The 18103-nt window shown below is 54.8% G+C and carries 16 protein-coding genes and 1 tRNA gene; 12 read left to right on the forward strand and 5 right to left on the reverse strand.

The features are described from left to right. Positions 1 to 57: 57 nt before the first annotated feature. The gene (locus C1J05_RS21480; RefSeq protein ID WP_162798050.1) at positions 58 to 342 is read right to left on the reverse strand and encodes a hypothetical protein; all 285 of its coding nucleotides are present in this window, start codon (positions 340 to 342) and stop codon (positions 58 to 60) included. A gap of 14 nt (positions 343 to 356) precedes the next feature. On the opposite strand from C1J05_RS21480, the gene C1J05_RS11995 reads away from it, so the two are divergent. Genes C1J05_RS11995 through C1J05_RS12005 form a run of 3 tightly spaced genes read left to right on the forward strand, consistent with a single transcriptional unit; the run spans position 357 to position 3425 of the window. Then, a complete protein-coding gene (locus C1J05_RS11995; protein WP_114870446.1) occupies positions 357 to 1943 on the forward strand; it encodes a sensor histidine kinase in 1587 nt (528 codons plus the stop codon). Further along, positions 1940 to 2320 (forward strand): response regulator, encoded by a 381-nt coding sequence (locus C1J05_RS12000; protein WP_114870447.1) that lies wholly within the window; start codon positions 1940 to 1942, stop codon positions 2318 to 2320. Before C1J05_RS11995 ends, C1J05_RS12000 begins: the two co-directional genes overlap by 4 nt. Next, complete coding sequence (locus C1J05_RS12005) at positions 2313 to 3425, forward strand: response regulator (RefSeq protein WP_162798051.1); 1113 nt, start codon at positions 2313 to 2315, stop codon at positions 3423 to 3425. Before C1J05_RS12000 ends, C1J05_RS12005 begins: the two co-directional genes overlap by 8 nt. Positions 3426 to 3886: 461 nt before the next feature. Here C1J05_RS12005 and C1J05_RS12015 read toward each other — a convergent pair whose 3' ends face one another. Together C1J05_RS12015 and C1J05_RS12020 are read right to left on the reverse strand one after the other, a co-directional pair. Further along, positions 3887 to 4249: a DoxX family protein gene (locus tag C1J05_RS12015; protein ID WP_114870450.1), complete on the reverse strand. Its 363-nt coding sequence runs from the start codon at positions 4247 to 4249 to the stop codon at positions 3887 to 3889. Beyond that, entirely contained in the window at positions 4246 to 5280 is a 1035-nt protein-coding gene (locus tag C1J05_RS12020; RefSeq protein WP_162798052.1) for an AraC family transcriptional regulator, read from the reverse strand. Before C1J05_RS12020 ends, C1J05_RS12015 begins: the two co-directional genes overlap by 4 nt. Positions 5281 to 5480: 200 nt before the next feature. Between C1J05_RS12020 and C1J05_RS12025 the strand changes: the two genes are divergently transcribed. The 5 genes from C1J05_RS12025 (at position 5481) to C1J05_RS12045 (ending at position 11664) form a co-directional block, all read left to right on the forward strand. Further along, complete coding sequence (locus tag C1J05_RS12025; RefSeq protein ID WP_114870452.1) at positions 5481 to 6902, forward strand: amidohydrolase family protein; 1422 nt, start codon at positions 5481 to 5483, stop codon at positions 6900 to 6902. A 71-nt stretch (positions 6903 to 6973) separates the two neighbouring features. Further along, positions 6974 to 8488, forward strand: a complete 1515-nt coding sequence (locus C1J05_RS12030; RefSeq protein WP_114870453.1) for a metal-dependent hydrolase family protein — start codon at positions 6974 to 6976, stop codon at positions 8486 to 8488. Positions 8489 to 8548: 60 nt separating this feature from the next. Continuing rightward, a complete protein-coding gene (locus tag C1J05_RS12035; RefSeq protein ID WP_114870454.1) occupies positions 8549 to 9937 on the forward strand; it encodes an amidohydrolase family protein in 1389 nt (462 codons plus the stop codon). A 60-nt stretch (positions 9938 to 9997) separates the two neighbouring features. Next, entirely contained in the window at positions 9998 to 10399 is a 402-nt protein-coding gene (locus tag C1J05_RS12040) for a hypothetical protein (RefSeq protein WP_114870455.1), read from the forward strand. Beyond that, complete coding sequence (locus C1J05_RS12045; protein WP_114870456.1) at positions 10396 to 11664, forward strand: carbohydrate porin; 1269 nt, start codon at positions 10396 to 10398, stop codon at positions 11662 to 11664. Before C1J05_RS12040 ends, C1J05_RS12045 begins: the two co-directional genes overlap by 4 nt. A gap of 482 nt (positions 11665 to 12146) precedes the next feature. Here C1J05_RS12045 and C1J05_RS12050 read toward each other — a convergent pair whose 3' ends face one another. Together C1J05_RS12050 and C1J05_RS12055 are read right to left on the reverse strand one after the other, a co-directional pair. Continuing rightward, positions 12147 to 13559, reverse strand: coding sequence for a metal-dependent hydrolase family protein (locus C1J05_RS12050; RefSeq protein ID WP_205388941.1), 1413 nt, complete (start codon positions 13557 to 13559; stop codon positions 12147 to 12149). Between the two features lie 431 nt (positions 13560 to 13990). Beyond that, positions 13991 to 14080: transfer RNA gene (locus tag C1J05_RS12055), tRNA-Ser, on the reverse strand. A gap of 227 nt (positions 14081 to 14307) precedes the next feature. Here C1J05_RS12055 and C1J05_RS12060 point away from each other — a divergent pair. Genes C1J05_RS12060 through C1J05_RS12075 form a run of 4 tightly spaced genes read left to right on the forward strand, consistent with a single transcriptional unit; the run spans position 14308 to position 18098 of the window. Continuing rightward, positions 14308 to 15192 (forward strand): SPOR domain-containing protein, encoded by an 885-nt coding sequence (locus C1J05_RS12060; protein ID WP_114870458.1) that lies wholly within the window; start codon positions 14308 to 14310, stop codon positions 15190 to 15192. After that, positions 15170 to 16360, forward strand: a complete 1191-nt coding sequence (locus tag C1J05_RS12065) for a D-alanyl-D-alanine carboxypeptidase family protein (protein WP_114870459.1) — start codon at positions 15170 to 15172, stop codon at positions 16358 to 16360. The genes C1J05_RS12060 and C1J05_RS12065 overlap by 23 nt, the downstream gene beginning before the upstream one ends. Further along, positions 16357 to 16983 (forward strand): dTMP kinase, encoded by a 627-nt coding sequence (gene tmk / locus C1J05_RS12070; protein ID WP_114870460.1) that lies wholly within the window; start codon positions 16357 to 16359, stop codon positions 16981 to 16983. Before C1J05_RS12065 ends, tmk begins: the two co-directional genes overlap by 4 nt. After that, on the forward strand, positions 16980 to 18098 hold the full coding sequence (locus C1J05_RS12075) for a DNA polymerase III subunit delta' (protein ID WP_114870461.1): 1119 nt from the start codon (positions 16980 to 16982) through the stop codon (positions 18096 to 18098). The genes tmk and C1J05_RS12075 overlap by 4 nt, the downstream gene beginning before the upstream one ends. The last annotated feature ends 5 nt before the right edge of the window (positions 18099 to 18103 follow it).

Below are 18103 nucleotides of genomic sequence, written 5' to 3' on the forward strand. Positions count from 1 at the left end.
TCCGCAACTGAGACATCCGAGGCGTGCGCAGCGAACGACCGGTTTTCTGCGCTGCGGTCATTGGTGCGTTGCGCGGCGAATGGCGGGACCGAGCCCAAAGCGGTCACCGGTTTGTCCGATGCCGCCACGGTTGCAGGCGTAGATTCGATGAAAATAGCGTTCGAACTCGAATTTGCGCCAGTGACGCCGGTGACAGTAGCTCAGTCGATTTCGCATATAGCCAAAAGCCGTGGAGCGGTTATCGAGCAACCTTAGGACCTGACGCAACGTGTTGTTGAGCTGGATTTGGTGAATCCGGACTTTCCGGCGATACTGTTCACACAACTCTTTTCGCGGTGGCATTGCAGAGGTCCGGTATGACGACAAGCACTCTTGAAGCACCCAAGGCCAGGTTCACGCCGCTCCGATGGCTTGGAAGAGGAGTTGGCCGGATTGCCATTCCGATCCGGGCCAAACTTTTGATTTCGTTTGTGAGCGTCGCAGGGCTCATGATCGTGCTCGCCTTGACCGGCGTGTCCGAACTACAGAAGGCCAATCAACGCACTGCCGACTTGATCACTGATCAAACAAAAATATCTGGATTAACCAATTTACGGTACGTAATTCAAAAAGCGACGCAAGCCTGTATTTTTTTTTACGCAAGGAGCAGTAACAACCAGCTTGGTGCATCAACGACATCCTTAAGCATAAGTCTGAGTCAAGCCCGTCAAATAGCAGGAGGCAACGCTTCTGGCGGCCCCAGATCTTCAAGATACGCGGATTATGAAACATCTGTTGAGATTTTGGGTAGGGTCAAACAACTCCGAGCAACTGGGAAGGAAATCACTCAGCTTTACTCGGCGGGAGACGTCAAGGAGGCCCGTGAATTACTCAGGTCAAACCTCATGGTGGGGCTGGGTGCTCTTGAGGCGGACGTTTCTCGGCTCGCATTTGACGTGCGACTGAAAATGACCAATCGGGCAAGGGTTAACGACACCGCATTCGAGCGATCGCAACGTTTGGTGATGGGGGCGTCCAGCCTCGCCGTTTTATTGGCGTTGTTGCTCGGTTATTCAATTTCGACTTCGCTCAGTCGGCCCATTGAACGCATCCAAAGTGCACTTCTGGATATTGCTGACGGTGATTTCGACACACGGGTAAAAGTCACCAATCGGGATGAAATGGGCAATCTTGCAAACCGGGTAAACCGCACGGCTGAGCGTTTGGGTGTGCTTTACGGCGAACTGGAAACGGCAAATCAGCATAAGTCGCAGTTTCTCGCGAACATGAGTCACGAATTTCGGACGCCCATGAATTCGGTACTCGGCTACACCGAGCTTATTCAGGATGGGATCTATGGTGAGGTTCCAGAAAAAATTGCCGATCCCTTGGCGCGGATCGATGCCAACGGAAAAGCGCTGTTGACGCTGATAAACGACATTCTGGACGTGTCAAAAATCGAGTCAGGTCACCTCGATCTGCAAATTGAAGACTATGAGCTTTCTGAACTGGTGGAGTCCGTGAAGGCCACTATCGATCCGCTTGTTTCGAGCAAGGGACTTAAATTTGAAGCATCGGTTCCACCTTCGTTGCCGTCCGGCCAGGGCGATCCGGCTCGCATCCATCAGATATTGCTGAATGTGGTCAGCAATGCCGTTAAATTTACCGACGAGGGGAGCGTGAAACTGGATGTAACTTTCGATGAAGACCGCTTCAGTCTGGCGGTCAAAGATACAGGCCCTGGTATTTCAACGGACGACATCACCCGGATTTTCGGAGAGTTTCAGCAAGCGGACAATTCCATCACACGGGCTGCGGGCGGAACAGGGCTGGGCCTTTCGATATCCCGCAAGTTAGCAGAGCTTCATGGCGGATCAATTGAAGTGGAAAGCGAACTTGGAAACGGTGCTTGCTTTACTGTTTTATTACCGATCATTGCCCAAAAAACGGAGAGTACGTCATGACAAAGCGTATTCTTGTGATCGAGGATCAACCTGACAATCGCCGAATACTCAGGGATCTGTTGGGCAATTCCGGTTTTGTTGTAACCGAAGCCGAAAATGGACGGATTGGCGTCGAAATGGCCGTGTCAGATCCGCCCGATTTGATCCTGATGGACATACAGATGCCCGAGATGGACGGATATCAGGCCACTCGCGAAATCAAGGCGTCTGCTGCTGGTGACATTCCAATCATCGCAGTGACGTCGTACGCATTGTCCGACGATGAAACCAAGGCACGCGGTGCCGGCTGTGACGGTTATGTCTCGAAACCCTTTAGTCCGCGTGAAATTCTTCGCAAAGTTATCGAATTCATTGGCGAAGCGAAGAGCGATGCGTGATGTCCCGCTGATCCTCATTGTCGACGATCAACCCGACAATCGCTCGATACTCGATGCCAGACTATCCGCCGAAGGCTACGAGACGGCGCAAGCGGCGGACGGTATCGAAGCCTTAGCAATGGCACGATCCAAATTGCCCGATCTCATTTTGTTGGACGTGATGATGCCTTACATGGATGGGTTCGAAGTGTGTCAACGCATCATAGCGGATGAGACAATTTCATTTATCCCGGTTGTCCTGGTTACGGCGCGCGCAGACAAACAAGACATTGTGAAAGGGCTCGAGGCAGGGGCCAGCGACTATTTAACGAAACCGTTTAGCCACCCTGAACTTATTGCCAGAGTGCGTTCCATGTTGCGGATTAAGGCCCTTCACGACCGAGTAGAGCATCAAAAGGGCGAACTGGCTGAGTGGAACCGCGCACTTGAAGCGAAAGTTGACGAACAAGTTCGAAAAATCGAACGTACAAACCGGCTACGGAGATTTTTGCCAAGCTCGGTTGCAGATAAGATATTGGCCGGTGACGACGCGGGATTGCTCGCCAGTCAGAGAGGAAATGTCTCCGTCTTATTTGCTGATTTGCGCAATTTCACGTCCTTTTCGGAGAAGGCGGACCCCTCTTGTGTGATCTCTCTGCTGAATGCCTATCATTCCTTTTCCGGGCCGCTCATCGAGCATCATGAAGGCACGCTGGAGCGGTTTTTGGGGGATGGCATACTGGTGCTATTCAATGCACCGCTACCCTGTGACAGTCCGGTCGAAAAAGCGCTGGATTTGGCGAAAGACCTGCAGCGGGGTTTCCAAGAAGCTATCGCGCCATTTGTACCCGACGGCGAGCGGGTCGGGCTGGGGATTGGGATTGCATTCGGGGGCGCAACACTTGGGTGCATCGGATACGAGCGTCGGTATGACTATGCAGCCATTGGTTCTGTTTCAAACATTGCTTCCAGACTGAGCGACATGGCGCTGGATGGGCAAACCTTGATTAGTGAAGACGCCATAAACACCGGCCAATTCAACGACCGCGTGGCGTTCTTTTCCACAATGAAATTAAAGGGATTCGATTTGCCAACCAGAGTTCACGAATTGTCGGTATCCATGTAGCAGGGTTCTTTTCTCTGGCATTCATCTGAGCAAGCTTGGAGGATTTGAACAGGATTGCGCATGGGCAAGGAGTGACGGCTTTGTCCCGCAACTCGGACGTTCGAGCAAGTTGCAGCGAACGACCGCTAAGAGCCGATTGTGTTGAAAAACTCCATTTTTACCGAAAACCAGTGAAAATTTTGTCCATTGAGAAGCCGTCGAGATTTTTGGCTAGGGGGTCGGCCAAAACACCGGTTCGGCGATGTGAGGGCATGTAATGGCCTGCTCTTGGCAATTAAAGTCAACTTTGATGAAGCATTGGAAATTGGCGGAAAAATGAGGGAGCCGAATTTTCGAGTTTTTCAACACAATCCGCCCATTGTACGCATTCGTAACTTGCGCAGCATCAGTCACGAAGAGCGGATTGCGGACTTTCGCTGCGATTTGGACGAATGACTGCTTTCGAATTATCGGAAGGTCAGTCAAAGCAGCCTCAAGATCAGTTCTTTACTGTTCCACAAAATGAATGCGGACAACGTACCAGTTATCATAGCTGGCACACCCTGCTTCCAAGTGTCGAAGATCAAATGGCACCCGATGGCCCCAACGGAGGTCCCTAGCAGTGCCATGGCCCCAAGTGACATGAAGAGTGTACCCGAGAACCAAATTGTGACAGCGCCAAACAACTCAACCAGGCCCACCAGTCGCATAATGCTTCTATTCAGACCGTAGCTCTTGAACATTTCAAGCTGGATCTGGAAAATCTTGTCCTGCCATCCGAATATTTTGATCGAACTTGCGAACAGGAAGAATGCGGTAAGTAGAATGCTAATGATCACGATCATTGCTGTTGGTCCTTTGTTTGGACCGATTGCCTGTAGGCACGGGGGGATAACCCGGCACGTTTTCGAAATGCCCTGCTAAACGCGGTCGCATCAGAGTAGCCAAGGCTAAGCGCAATGCTCTGGATAGAGGCATTGGAGTTGCCCAAAGAACCCTTTGCGGACTCCATCTTGAGAACCGTCAGAATCTCGACAATGGTCGTATCAAATTTGGCCAATCTGCGTGCCAGTGCAGATTTTGAAAACCCGCACAACTCAGCCGCTTTTTCCACACTCAAGTCATTCTCACCAATGTGTTTCGCTAGTATTGTCTGAATGGCCTCCACAAATCCCTTCGGCGCGAGCATATCCAGTTGCGGCCCGACTAATTCATCCGTGTTTTCGGGCGATAAATCTCCATTCAGAGGTATCCTGAGCCAAGCAGCAGGAAACCGAATGGAAAAGCCCCGGTCATTGCTCTTGATCGCCCGGATGCCGTGAAACTCTAGCGGTAGAACAGCCGGATCGCACATCCTGACCAACACCGAAGACGGATCCCAGCGGAAATCGAGCGCCTCGTGCAAGAATGTGATCCAAATACCTATCATAAATCCATCGCTGTGAGCTGGAGACTCAGTTGGCACAAACCTACGTTTAGCGCTGAAATAGGCCGTGGAATCTTCGACAAACAGGCTTTGCGAGACGGAGGTTGTCTCGCTGGACACCGCTTGCGTGAAGCGAGAGAAAAACCCACCTATTGTAGTTGCTTCTTCAAGTGGGCCGCCAAAAGGCAAGAAGTCTGGCAGATTAATATTCCGCCCAACAGACGCGCAAAAACTCTGGTCATTGCGTAGTTCAGCTGCCGCCGCGAACGCGCTATAGACAACATCGTTACGGATGTAGGACTTCGGATCTTGGGTACGCGGGTACGTAAGATCAAACGCTGCTAAGAAGACATCAATGTCTTCGCCGCTGGTGATCAATGCCTGAGCGACAGGACCCAATACAGTCGCCCGTACCATCGGCACGTCTTTAGGACCATGATCTGTTGCCACCGGAGCACCCCCTCTTGTCACGTGTGGAAGAGTATATACGGCTCGATCGAAACTTGGAGGGCTTGCCCGCTAAAACATGACATTTTGCGACTACAATCGTAATGTACCGCCACGAACTGTCAGGTAATTCGTTTAAGTATCGGGCACTGTGTCTGGAGAAAAGATCCAAGTTTTGTTCTCGGTCATCTTAGGGGAATCCAATGAAATTTCTGTCAAAATATACGACTGGGGTTGCGGCGCTAGCTGCGGCAATAACCCTTTCTGCCAGCTTCGCGTTCGCTCAGGACACGCCGGCGCAGACGTTGTTCACGAATGTGAATGTCTTTGATGGGGTGAACGAATCTCTAATGGAGAACGCCAACGTTCTGGTCGAAGGCAACTTGATCAAGGCCGTGTCAACGGATGCCATTGATGCACCGGATGCCAAGGTCATCGACGGTGGCGGCCGCACATTGATGCCGGGGCTTATAGAAAGTCACGTGCATCTGAATATGCAACATATGGTAGGTGGCTACGATACATTTGAGGACCGCGACTGGCAGGAAATCGGGGCAATGGCGGCATTCACGGCGCAAAGCATCCTGATGGATGGCTTCACGACCGTACGGGACGTCGGTGCCTTGCAGACTGGGATCCGCCGCGCAATTGACAACGGTTTTGCAATTGGGCCCCGGATTTACCACGCTGGCGCCGTGATCAGCCAGACTTCCGGGCATGGTGATTGGAGACTGAAAGGTCAAAACACTCTCGAAAGCCGAAACACTGGCAAAGTCGCGCAACTTGGTCTGGCGTATGTCGTTGATGGGTACGATGCGTCGCTGAGTGCCGCCCGACAGAACCTCGCGAACGGGGCAGTGTTGAACAAGATGATGATGAGCGGTGGCGTTTTCTCCTCAAAGGACGGCTTGCATACGATACAGGGCACTGACGAGGAAGTGACAGCCGTCGTCCGTGCTTCGAATGACTGGGGCACCTACGCGACGGCGCATGTGAACAACCCACCCGATATTCAACGCGGTTTGCGCCTCGGCCTGGGAGAGATCATGCATGGGCAGTTTCTAGATGAGGAGACAGCCGCAATGATGGTCGAGGCAGACGTTTTCTACAATCCGCAGCTCTCGGTTTCTTCTCTCGAAGCAATCGAGCGCACGTTTGGACCAGAGCCATCAGTGAACAAATCCAAGTCATTGCGGGTTGCCGAGGGTATGGCACGTATCCCAGATATTCTCTTAAAGTTTCCGAAGCTTTTGGAAAAGACCACCTTTGGCGTGGATACCGTCACGGTTACGCCAGCGAACGCGATCCGCAACCGTGATCACGAGATATGGTTCTGGGCGGACAAGTTTGGCACTTTGCAGACGCTGAAATCTATGACCTCCATCGGCGGCGATCTCGCCGCTCTCACGGGCGGCCAGAACCCATATCCTGACGGTTCCCTGGGTGTGATCGCGGAAGGCGCATATGCTGACATCTTATTGATCGATGGCAACCCGCTGGAAGACATCACACTGATAGGTGGCAGCAAAGAATTGTTCGACGCACCAGACCGTAAACCCGGAGACATCCCGGCAATGCATCTCATCATGAAAGACGGCGTGATCTTCAAGAACACACTCAACTGATTGTCGCGCGGGGCGGTTTCCCTCGGTCGCCCCGCGCATCCAAATCTCAACTCCAAGAAAGGTTCGATAATATGATGTTTCACAATACCATAACCACGGCAACGATGGCGATGTTGCTCTCTGCAACAGCTGTTTTTGCGCAGCAAGAGCCGCCGTCCGTCACCCTGTTCAAAAATGTCATGGTATTCGACGGAACCACTGACGGTCTTTTGGACCGCGACGTTCTTGTCGTTGGCAACAAGATCCACGCCGTTGCAGAAGACATTCCCGAAGCGGGCACCTGGGAAGTCGAGGCTGGCCCGACCGGACCATTGTATTCGTCGGTGTATTCGTCGGCCAATGGTGGCGGTTCGGGCTATACCTTTATCGTCGACGGCGAACGGGGCCAAACAACGGTCGAACTGTCGCCCAAGGTCATCGACGGCGGCGGACGTACTCTGATGCCGGGGCTGATCGACAGCCACGTGCACCTTTATCTCACCATGGATCAGGGTCGCGTTGGCATGGAAAGTTCCCGTTGGGACACGATGACCTCTTACGGTGCGGCATCCGCACTCGAATGGTTTCACGATGGCTTTACCACTGTGCGTGACATGGGCGGCATGGCGAACGGGCTACAGCAAGTCATCGACAAAGGCCTGATTGAAGGTCCCCGCATCTATCTTTCTGGGGGCACGATTTCCCAGACGGCAGGGCATGGCGACATGCGTCTGGAGAGTCAAAGCGAACCGGAATACAGCAGCCTTGTGCGCAACGGTATGACCCATATCGCAGATGGACCGCAGGAAGTGCGTAAAGCCGTGCGCAAGAATTTCGGTATGGGCGCAACCCAGATGAAGATCATGATGGCGGGTGGCATTGCCAGCAAAGCAAGCCCGTTTGCGTCAGGTCAGTTCACCGATGAGGAAATTCTTGCTGCAGTGGATGAGGCCGCGAGCCGCGGAACCTATGTTGCGGCACATCTCTATCTTGACGAACACATCAAGCGCGCGCTGGATTTAGGCGTCATGAGCATTGAGCACGGTCAGTTCCTGTCAGAAGAAACAGCCATGCTTATGAAGGAAAAAGGCGCGTTCATCGCCTCCTTTCTTGCGTCTGTGCAGAGCGATGCGATCCTCACCCATCCGGTTTACGGCAAACCCGGCACATTCGAGGCTGCTCGCACGATCATGATGAAGGAAGGCTCAGCCGGGTTCGTCGATGTGATCAGAAGGGTGAAACCCAACCTGGTCTTCGCAAGCGACATCCCCAGCGCCAATGGGATGGCTGCAAGGCATCAACGCGACCATGAGAAGTGGATTTTTGCGGACAGCTTCGGAAATTTCGAAGCCTTGAAGGCGTTGACGTCAATGGGTGGTGAACTGGCAATGCTTACCGGTGATCTCAACCCATATCCAAGCAAGCTGGGCGTGATCGAAGAAGGCGCATACGCCGACATCCTGTTGGTTGACGGCAATCCGCTGGAGGACATCGCCGTTATTGGCGGAAATTCAAAATGGTTTGACGCAGAACGCCGCATGCGTGGCATCGAGACCATCAATCTGATCATGAAAGACGGCGTGATCTACAAGAACACGCTGGACTAAGAAACCAACGGGCGAGGTCACGTCCTCGCCCCACAACCTACCAATTGAAAGGTGCAGCTGATGCTACTCACGAAAATAACGACGATAACCGCGTTCTTCATGTTTTCCGCCGCGTCTGTTTCAGCGCAGGACGATCAACCTGCTCAGACATTGTTCACCAATGTAAATGTTTTTGACGGCCTGAGCGAAACGCTCATGGAGAACGCCAATGTTCTGGTCGAAGGCAATCTTATTGCTGCCGTTTCCGACGAACCTTTGGCGGCCGCAAATGCGGTTATTATCGATGGCGGTGGTCGAACGCTGATGCCGGGGATGATTGAGACTCATGTTCACTTTAACCTTGTAAACACGATGGTCACGCTTGGTGATGGCGAGATGGCACGTTGGGATGAGATCGGCTTGATGATCACCGCAAACGCGCGTGATTTTTTGATGGATGGCTATACGACAGTACGCGATGCATGCGGCAGTTCGGATGCGGTTCGCGCCGCCATTGATCGGGGCGACATCATCGGCCCGCGCTTCTATGCGTCTGGCGCGTGCATCTCACCGACCTCGGGACATGGTGACTGGCGTTCAGCGCGGCAACGTGTGCCTGATGGCGGTCGTTCGAATGTCGAAGAGCTGGGTATTGTCACGGTTGCAGACAGAGCGGAAGATATCCGCGAGGCGACACGGCTAAACTTTTCCAATGGGGCAACACAAGTGAAACTTTTCGCGGGCGGTGGCGTATCCTCTACGCTCGATCCACTGTGGTCACACGCCTACACGCAGGAAGAAATGGAAGCTGCCGTTGAAGCGGCTGAATTCTTTGACACTTATATTCTGGCGCACGCCTACACGGATCGCTCGATCAACGCTGCCATTGATGCTGGAATCAAGAGTATCGAACACGGTCAGATGGCGACAGAAGAAACTGTCAAACGGATGGCAGACACCGGCACCTTTTGGGCGCTCAATACGGCTGGTTTGTCTCCGGACCTGTTTAAGGTGCCGAACTATTCGTCCGGTCCAGTTCGCGACAAGCTAGAGTACTTTCTGGAAGAGTCCAAAAACCTTGCAACGTACGTGAAAAAGTACAAGCCCAAGATCGTTCACAACGTTGACTCTGTCCTGCTTAGCAAATCTGCGGCGCGGTCACACCGAGATTTCGAGAAGTACTATTTCGCCGAACTCTTTGGCAATCATATGATGTTGACCTCTGCCACATCGACCGCAGGCGAGCTCATGCAACTGACCGGGAAACGTAATCCCTATCCGGGTAAGTTGGGCGTGATTGAAGTGGGAGCATATGCTGACATCTTAATCGTGGATGGTAATCCGCTTGAGGATATCACCGTGATAGGTGGGAACGAAAAGTGGATCGAAGCGGCACCGCGCGGCGAAGGCATTGATACCATGCGCGTGATCATGAAAGACGGCGTGGTCTACAAGAATACGCTCAACTGAGCGTCGCGCGGGATGTTTCAACCTCGGCATTTCGCGCACCATTTTCAAAGGAAGACGATCATGAGAACATTTCTATTGCCCGCAGTTCTTGCGGCCGCGGCGTCGATTGCATCGGCACAAGACAACTCGGCTGCCCGCACGTTTTTATTTGTCGGAACACCAAATGGAGCCGCTTGGGAGATGCTGATCGCTTCACCGGCGGATCGTGAAGCATCCGTGCGGGGTGGGATTGAAAAACTGGGCGGCGAGCTTCTGAGTTATCATTGGGGGCTCGGCGACGGTAAGAATTACATTACCGTTTCTCTACCTGACGACCCCACGTTCATTCAGGCGTTTTATCTCAGTCGGATGGGTGACGGATTACTGAACGATTACCAGATGATAGAGATGATGAGCAGTTCAGACATGGCTTTAGCGCTTGAGCGTGTAGAAGAGGTGAAGTCCGCAGATGACCTTAAATGACCCGTATCTCAAAAAACAAGTTTGAATGGTGTGTGGCGCTAGCGGCCGTTCTCTTGATGACGGCCACTTCCACGCAAGCTCAACAAGAGTCTGGAGTACTTGCACTTGAAGCCGCAGCGGGCGCATCCATCGGGGGCCCGGCCTCAGCGCAAGCGCAACAAGAACAAGACCGGTTGCGCAGATTGGAAGACTCTCGCTGGCCTTCCTTGGATCGAGCACTTGATCCAGCAGAGAAAAGTTTTGCCAATTTGCGAGAGAATACGGGTTTGTCGCTGTCTTTCGATTATCAAGCTCTCTATCAACAAGCCTCTAATAGTCTGACCGATGTTGACCAATCCGCATCTGGCCAGTTTCGGATGATAGGCAACTGGAGCCTGTTGAATCGAAATACTGAAAATCCCGGAAGTCTGGTATTTGTTCTCGAGGACCGACACCTGTTAGGTCAGGATATCTCACCATCAGGTCTCGCAGGCGAGATTGGATATGCAGGAGCAACTGCGGTGACCTTTAGTGACACGGGCACAACGCTCTCGGTCGCCTACTGGTCTCAAACATTGGCCGATGGTCGCGCTGGATTTGTGGCAGGTCGAATTGATCCTGGGGATTACAGCGATATCCTTGGCTATGTTAATCCACGTACTACGTTTCAGAATTATTCCATTATGTTTAGCCCGGTTCTGCCGATCCCCGATCCGGGGTTTGGCTTGGGCGGCGGCGGATTTCTGACAGATCAAGTCTACGCGCTGGGTGTTGTCAGTGACGCCAATGGCTCTTTGACAGACGTTGAGTGGTTTCCCGGTGGATCAGAGTTATACAAATATGGCGAGATCGGCTGGACACCCGAACCCTCCAAACGCTTTCTGACCAATTTCCATCTTGGGATGTTTCATGTGGATGAAAGAACAGATGCGGGTGTCCCGAAGAGTTGGGGTGCCATGCTGGCGGGCAATCATACATTTGACAATGACCTCATGATCTTTGGCCGACTTGGTTGGTCCGACGGGGCAGCGCCCATCGCGCGCCGCGCAGTTAATGCGGGTTTGATGTGGCGGCCGGGCTACTATGATGACTTGCTTGGACTTGGAGTAACCGTTGCCGATCCCTCCGATAGCAAACTGGAAACACAAACGACCATAGAGGCGTTCTACCGTGCGGACCTATCGGACAATCTCGCCCTGACGGCCGATGTCCAGTACCTCAAGAACCCTGGTTTCAATGATGAAGACCCGTTGGTGTTTGGTCTGCGTCTCAGGTTCAATTTATAGAAACGATGTGGGGAACTTAAAAAAGCTGATCCAAAGTTAGGGCCCGTCAGACCGCATTTCACCATCTGTATCACTCACCGATCACCGATTTCGTCGCCTCTCACTCAGAGCGGCCTTTCGCTGGAAGATGATCAAAGGTCCTCTAAGGGCCGAATGCGCCAATTGGGTTGATCTGAGTGAAGGTCGGGAAAGTCCGCGTTGCAGTCATAGGCGGATTTTTGACTAGCGTCTGCTATCGCCCAAAGCTGTCATTGGAAGCAGAAAGTTCGGTTTTGCGTGACCGTACGACTGCTCAGGGGCGCTTAGCTGTCATCTGAGAAAAACAGTCGGATGACCGAGTCGAGCCTAAAGCGGAAGCACTCAGTATCCAAACAACACGGGCCGACGCGGCCGGACTATTTGGCCGCTAATTGTCTTTGATAAAATTCTGTTCGTTCGCCCGGAGGATTGGGCGAGGCGTCGTCTGCCCCGCCCCTATTGGTTCAGTTAAGTCCGAAGTATGCGTCGCGCTCCGGGCCTGCTGGTTGGAAAGCTGGCGCATTGTCGTCCGGCAACCAGTTCTTGTACACCAGCCCGTCTTTCATCACAAAATCGACGTTGTCTCTCTTCAGGTCGTGGATATCCTCAAGTGGGTTACCGTCGATCAGGATGATGTCGGCATAGCCGCCTTCGGCGATTGTGCCCAAGGTGCCGTCCTTGTAGGGGTTCATACCCCCGGACCAGGTCAGTACCTCAGCCGCATTGCTAGTCGCAGTCTTCAAGGACAGATGGGGGTTCTTGGCGATTTTGTCGTTGAACCAGATGATGTTGTCCGCCTGACGAACTAGATCCGGTCCGAACATGTCGCCGCCGGTGACCATCAGCAAGTCGTGCTTCACCGCCCATTCCATCATTTGCTGGGCACCACTGTTCACCTGTGCCGCCTTGGCTTTTTGATCCGCGCTGAAGAACGTGATACTCTCAGGGTCTCCAAAGGCCTCCAAGGACATGACTGCCTGAACCGAGAGAGCAACGCCTTCTTCTTTCATCCGGATAACAGTCTCTTCAGACACAAGGAAGTTGTGTTCGATGACGCGCGCACCGGCGTCAATGGCCCGGTTCACCGAGCGGTCATGATAACCATGTACATGCACATAAGTACCGTAGTCTTCAGCTACTCCGACGATCGCTTTCATCTCTTCCAGAGAATATTGTGTCATGTGCAGTGGATCAAATTCGCTTGCAACTCCGCCGCCCGCCATGACCTTGATCTGTGTAGCCCCGGCACGCAGGTTGTGGCGCGCCGCTTTGGTGACCTCGGGCACCCCGTCGGCAATGAACCCAACCATATGCGCTTCCAGATCGTCCAGGTCCCCGGGCACATCATTAAAACTGCCGGTGTCAGCGTGGCCGCCAGTCTGGCTCAGGAACCCGCCTGATGGAAAAATGCGCGGCCCGGGAATGATACCATTGTTCACCGCCTTGGCCACACCAAGGATGTTGCAGCCAGCATCCCGCGCGGTGGTGAAGCCCTGATCTAGATAATCCTGCATGGCAATCGCGGTGTAAGCCCCGGCCGCCATCTGATCATAGTTGTCACGAAACTCGAGCATCCCGTTCCGGAAACACAGGTGAGAGTGCATGTCGATCAGGCCGGGCATCAGTGTGCGGCCCTCGCCATCGACAGTAAACGCGTCTGGCGCTTCAATGGCGTCTGCTGAAACGGTCTTGATCAGGTTGCCCTCGACCAGAACGGACCCGTTCTCGATCAGTGTCTCGCTGACCCCGTCAAAGATGTTCACATTTGTGAACAGAACCTGACGCGGCGCCTCATCGTCTTGCGCCATGCTAGCGTGGGGCGCGAACGCAAATACGAAGCTGGCAACTGCGCCAGCGAAAAAGCTACTGTTTTTCATGTGATACTCCCGGTCAGTGTCTTGTGTATCAAAACATATACCTAGTTTAACCACAGAATTCTCAAAATCACTGGTCAATAATGGGCAGGCGCAAAAATTGTATGATGCTAAATGACCCGCAGCGCGTATTCTTTGGCTATTTTCTTCAGGTCAGACACCACGTACTGGCTTCTTGTGGTTTAGCATCAAAACTAAATCGCCAATGTCGGCTTCGTCCGCAAAGCGGAAGTAGACTGATTTTCCGTCAGCGTCCGCTTTTGTGGTAAGCAGCCATTCAATTCCGAAGAAACCAATCCACAACACGATTGAGCGAAGATCAGTATTCCGTCAAATTCCTACTAATTCCAAAGCCACGTGGGGGATATGTTGGGGGATTGAATTGTGACGCGTGTCACAAAATCCATACATTACAATAATTTACATTGTACCAGTGGCGGAGGGCGTGGGATTCGAACCCACGGTACGCTCTCACGCACGCCGGTTTTCAAGACCGGTGCATTCGACCACTCTGCCAGCCCTCCTGACATGCCCTCGTAACGGGGCGGGTTTGATTCTGAAACCATAAAAATTTCCGCAAAAGACGGGGCTTTTTTGCCGACATGGGCGCAGATGGCTTTTCTTGCGACCGCGAGCGCGCTAGAGTCGGCGCAAACAGGCTGAAAAAGCCTGCTCTATCAGGACCGGACAACCGGCAGATCGCGGTACGTCAAGGCTTGGCGACCCGCGAAAACAGGCAAAGGGCGTGGAAATGGGCAGTGGTATACTCCAACGGACCAGTCAGGCGGCATTTATTGGTGTGCTGGTTTTGATCGTGGCGGGATGTGACGAAAACGGTCAGTTTTCGATGGGGGCGCTGAGCCCCGAAAACAACAGCAGCACCAGCGCAACCGAGGCGAGCGGCACAGGCACCGAACGCGATGTCGAAGCGCCCGATGTGTTTCAGGTGACCGAAGCCGGGCTTTGGGACGGGCGACCGTCGCTGGGCGGGGTCTGGGTGGCGCACCCTGATGTGGTTGATCCCGAACGGGTGATCATCCGCAACTCGGCGAATGACAAATTCGTCGTCGGGGCGCTGTTCCGGCGGGAACGCGATATTCCCGGGCCACGGCTGCAAATCTCGTCGGATGCGGCAGCGGCCCTTGGGATGCTGGCCGGCGCGCCGTCTGAATTGAATGTCACGGCATTGCGCCGTGAAACCGTGCCGGAAGAACCCGCCGTTGCCGTCGATGAAACGGCCACAGTTGACGCGCCTGACGCAATTTCGGAAACATCACTTGATCCGATCTCGGCGGCTGCCGCCGCCATAGAAGCGTCTGATCCTGCGGCTGTGGAAACCGCAGCGGCCGCACCCGCAGCGGCAACAGCCCCTGCCCCGACGCCAGCGCCGGTCAAGTCGTCGCTGGCCAAACCGTTCATCCAGATCGGTATTTTCAGCGTCGAAGCGAATGCCGACCGGACCGCAACCCAAATGCGCAGCGCAGGCATGGTGCCGACCGTCAAGGAACAGTCAACCAACGGAAAACCGTTCTGGCGGGTTCTGGTGGGGCCGGCCTCGACCAAGGGTGAATTGAACGAACTGCTGAAAAAGATCAAAGCTGAAGGATTTTCCGATGCTTACGCTGTTACGAACTAGCCGCTGGATCAAAACCGGCGCGATCCTTGCCGCACTGTTCCTGAGTGTCAGCGCCACTGGCGCGCAGGCCTTTGAAACGCGGGCGAGTGCTGCGTTTGTGATTGACCAGAAAACCAATACGGTTCTGCTCAGCAAAAACGCGGATATTCCGTTGCCGCCGGCGTCGATGTCCAAACTGATGACGCTTTACATGGCGTTCGAGGCGTTGCGCGAGGGGCGGTTGACGCTGGACGAGAAACTGCCCGTGTCGCAGCACGCGATGAGCTATGGCGGATCAACCATGTTTCTGGACACGACGGATCGTGTGTCTGTCGAGGATCTTTTGCGCGGCATCGTGGTGCTGTCGGGCAATGATGCCTGCGTGGTGATTGCAGAAGCGATCAGCCCCGATGGCACCGAAGCCGGATTTGCCCGTCTGATGACGCAGCGTGCGCAAAAACTGGGTATGACCAGTTCGACCTTCACCAACTCGAACGGATGGCCGCAGGTCGGGCATCTGATGTCGGTGCGCGATCTGGCCTTGCTAGCCGACCGCCTGATCGTCGATTTTCCGGAATTCTATCCGCTGTTCGCGGAAACCGAATTTGCGTTTGACGGGCGTGCGCCGGGCAATTCACGCAACCGCAATCCGTTGCTGAACCTCAATATCGGCGCCGACGGCCTTAAAACAGGCCATACCCAGGAAGCCGGGTACGGTTTGGTCGGATCGGCGGTGCAAGGTGACCGGCGGGTGATCTTTGTTCTGTCGGGGCTGGAGTCGGTTGCCCTGCGCGCACAGGAATCCGAAGCGATCGTAAACTGGTCATTCCGCCAGTTTGCCGAACGCACGCTGGCACCGGCAGGAACGCGTTTTGCGGTGGCCGATGTCTGGATGGGCGCACAACCAAATGTTGGGTTGGTGGCGGCCGAGGATGTATCGGTGCTGATGCCCATTCTGACCGGTAAAGAAGTATCTGGTGAAGTGGTCTATACCGGCCCGATCACCGCCCCGATCCAGCAGGGCCAGCCGATTGCCGAACTGGTGATCGCGCGCGAGGGGCTGCCGGATACACGGGTGCCGCTGGTGGCCGAAACGGCCGTGCCTCACGGTGGGTTTCTGTCGCGGGTCAGCACGGCGGGCCAGATTTTGCTGGGCCGCATCATCGAAAGCCCCGAGGGTGCAATGTGAGCGCCAAAGGCCGGTTTATTTCATTCGAAGGCATCGACGGGTCCGGTAAATCCACGCAAGCGCGCCTTTTGGCAGATCGCTTGCGCGCCGACGGCCACGATGTGATCCTGACCCGCGAACCAGGCGGGTCGCCCGGGGCCGAGGAAATTCGCGCACTGGTGTTGCAGGGCGATCCCGACAGGTGGTCGGCCGAAACGGAAATTCTGTTGTTCACCGCCGCGCGGCGCGACCATCTGGAACGCACGATCCTGCCCGCGCTGAAGGCCGGAACAACGGTGATCTGTGACCGTTTCGCCGATAGCACCCGCATGTATCAGGGCCTGTCTCGCGGCGATTTGCGCGCGATTGTCGACACGCTGCACGATCTGATGATCGGGGTTGAGCCCGACCTGACATTGCTGATCGACATGGATCCGGCCACCGGACTGGGCCGTGCGCTTGCGCGTGAAACAGCAGAAGAACGGTTTGAGGAGTTCGGGCAGGATTTGCAGGACCGGATGCGCGCCGGTTTTCTGGCACTTGCACAGGAATTTCCGCAACGGTTCCGCGTGATTGACGGCGCGCATGACATTGATGTCGTGGCCGATGCGGTCGCCCGCGCAACAGAAACCGTCTTTGCATGACGGATGATGTCTATCCTGAACCTGATCGCGTCGATGGCGCGCCGCATCCGCGCGATACCGTGCAACTGGTTGGTCAGGACAGCGCGCAATCGGAATTTCTGACTGCCTTTGGCAGCGACAGGCTGCATCATGGCTGGCTTCTGACCGGTCCGCGCGGGGTGGGCAAGGCGACGCTGGCATGGGCGATGGCGCGGTTCTTGCTGGCCACCCCTCTGACGGATGCGGATGACATGTTCGGCGCGCCGCCCGCGCCGACATCATTGCGCATTGACCCGGATCATCCGGTGGCCCGGCGCATGGCTGCGGGATCCGAACCGGGCCTGTTAGTGCTGCGCCGTCCCTATGATGAAAAGTCCAAAAAACTGCGCCAGCAGATCACCGTGGACGAAGTACGCCGCCTGAAATCGTTTTTTTCGATGTCCGCAACCGATGGCGGCCGCCGCGTTGTGATTGTGGATGCGGCAGATGAATTGAACACAAGCGCCGCCAACGCATTGCTGAAACTGCTGGAAGAACCGCCCGCGCGCACGACATTACTGCTGGTCAGCCATCAGCCAACGCGGCTGTTGCCCACGATCCGCTCGCGCTGTCGCGAAGTGCGGCTTGGCCCGCTCAGCGCACCCGACATGGCCGTGGCACTGGCGCAGGCCGGTGCGGATGCGAATGCATCGCCACAGGCGCTGGCCCAACTGTCCGGTGGCTCTGTTGGCGAGGCGATCCGCCTGCTTAATCTGGGTGGTGTCCAGATTTATACGGAACTGATGGCCCTGCTGGATACCCTGCCCCGTCTGGATCGCCCCCGCGCCCTGAAACTGGCCGAAGCTGCGGCCACGCGCGGGGCGGATGACAAGCTTGACCTGCTGATCACCCTGCTTGATCTGGCACTGGCACGATTGGCCCGCACAGGCGTCACCGGCCACCCGCCGCCCGAGGCGATTGCAAACGAAGCCGCGATCCTGTCGCGGCTGGCCCCCTCGGCGCAAAAGGGACGCGCATGGGCCAGCGCCGCGCAGGAAATCGGCGCACGTCTGCAACATGGGCGGGCGGTTAACCTTGACCCCGCCGCGCTGGTCCTAGATACGTTTTTCAAAATCCAGCACATTGCCGCGGGTTAGTCCCC

It is taken from the genome of Sulfitobacter sp. JL08, assembly GCF_003352045.1.
Classification (GTDB): Bacteria; Pseudomonadota; Alphaproteobacteria; order Rhodobacterales; family Rhodobacteraceae; genus JL08.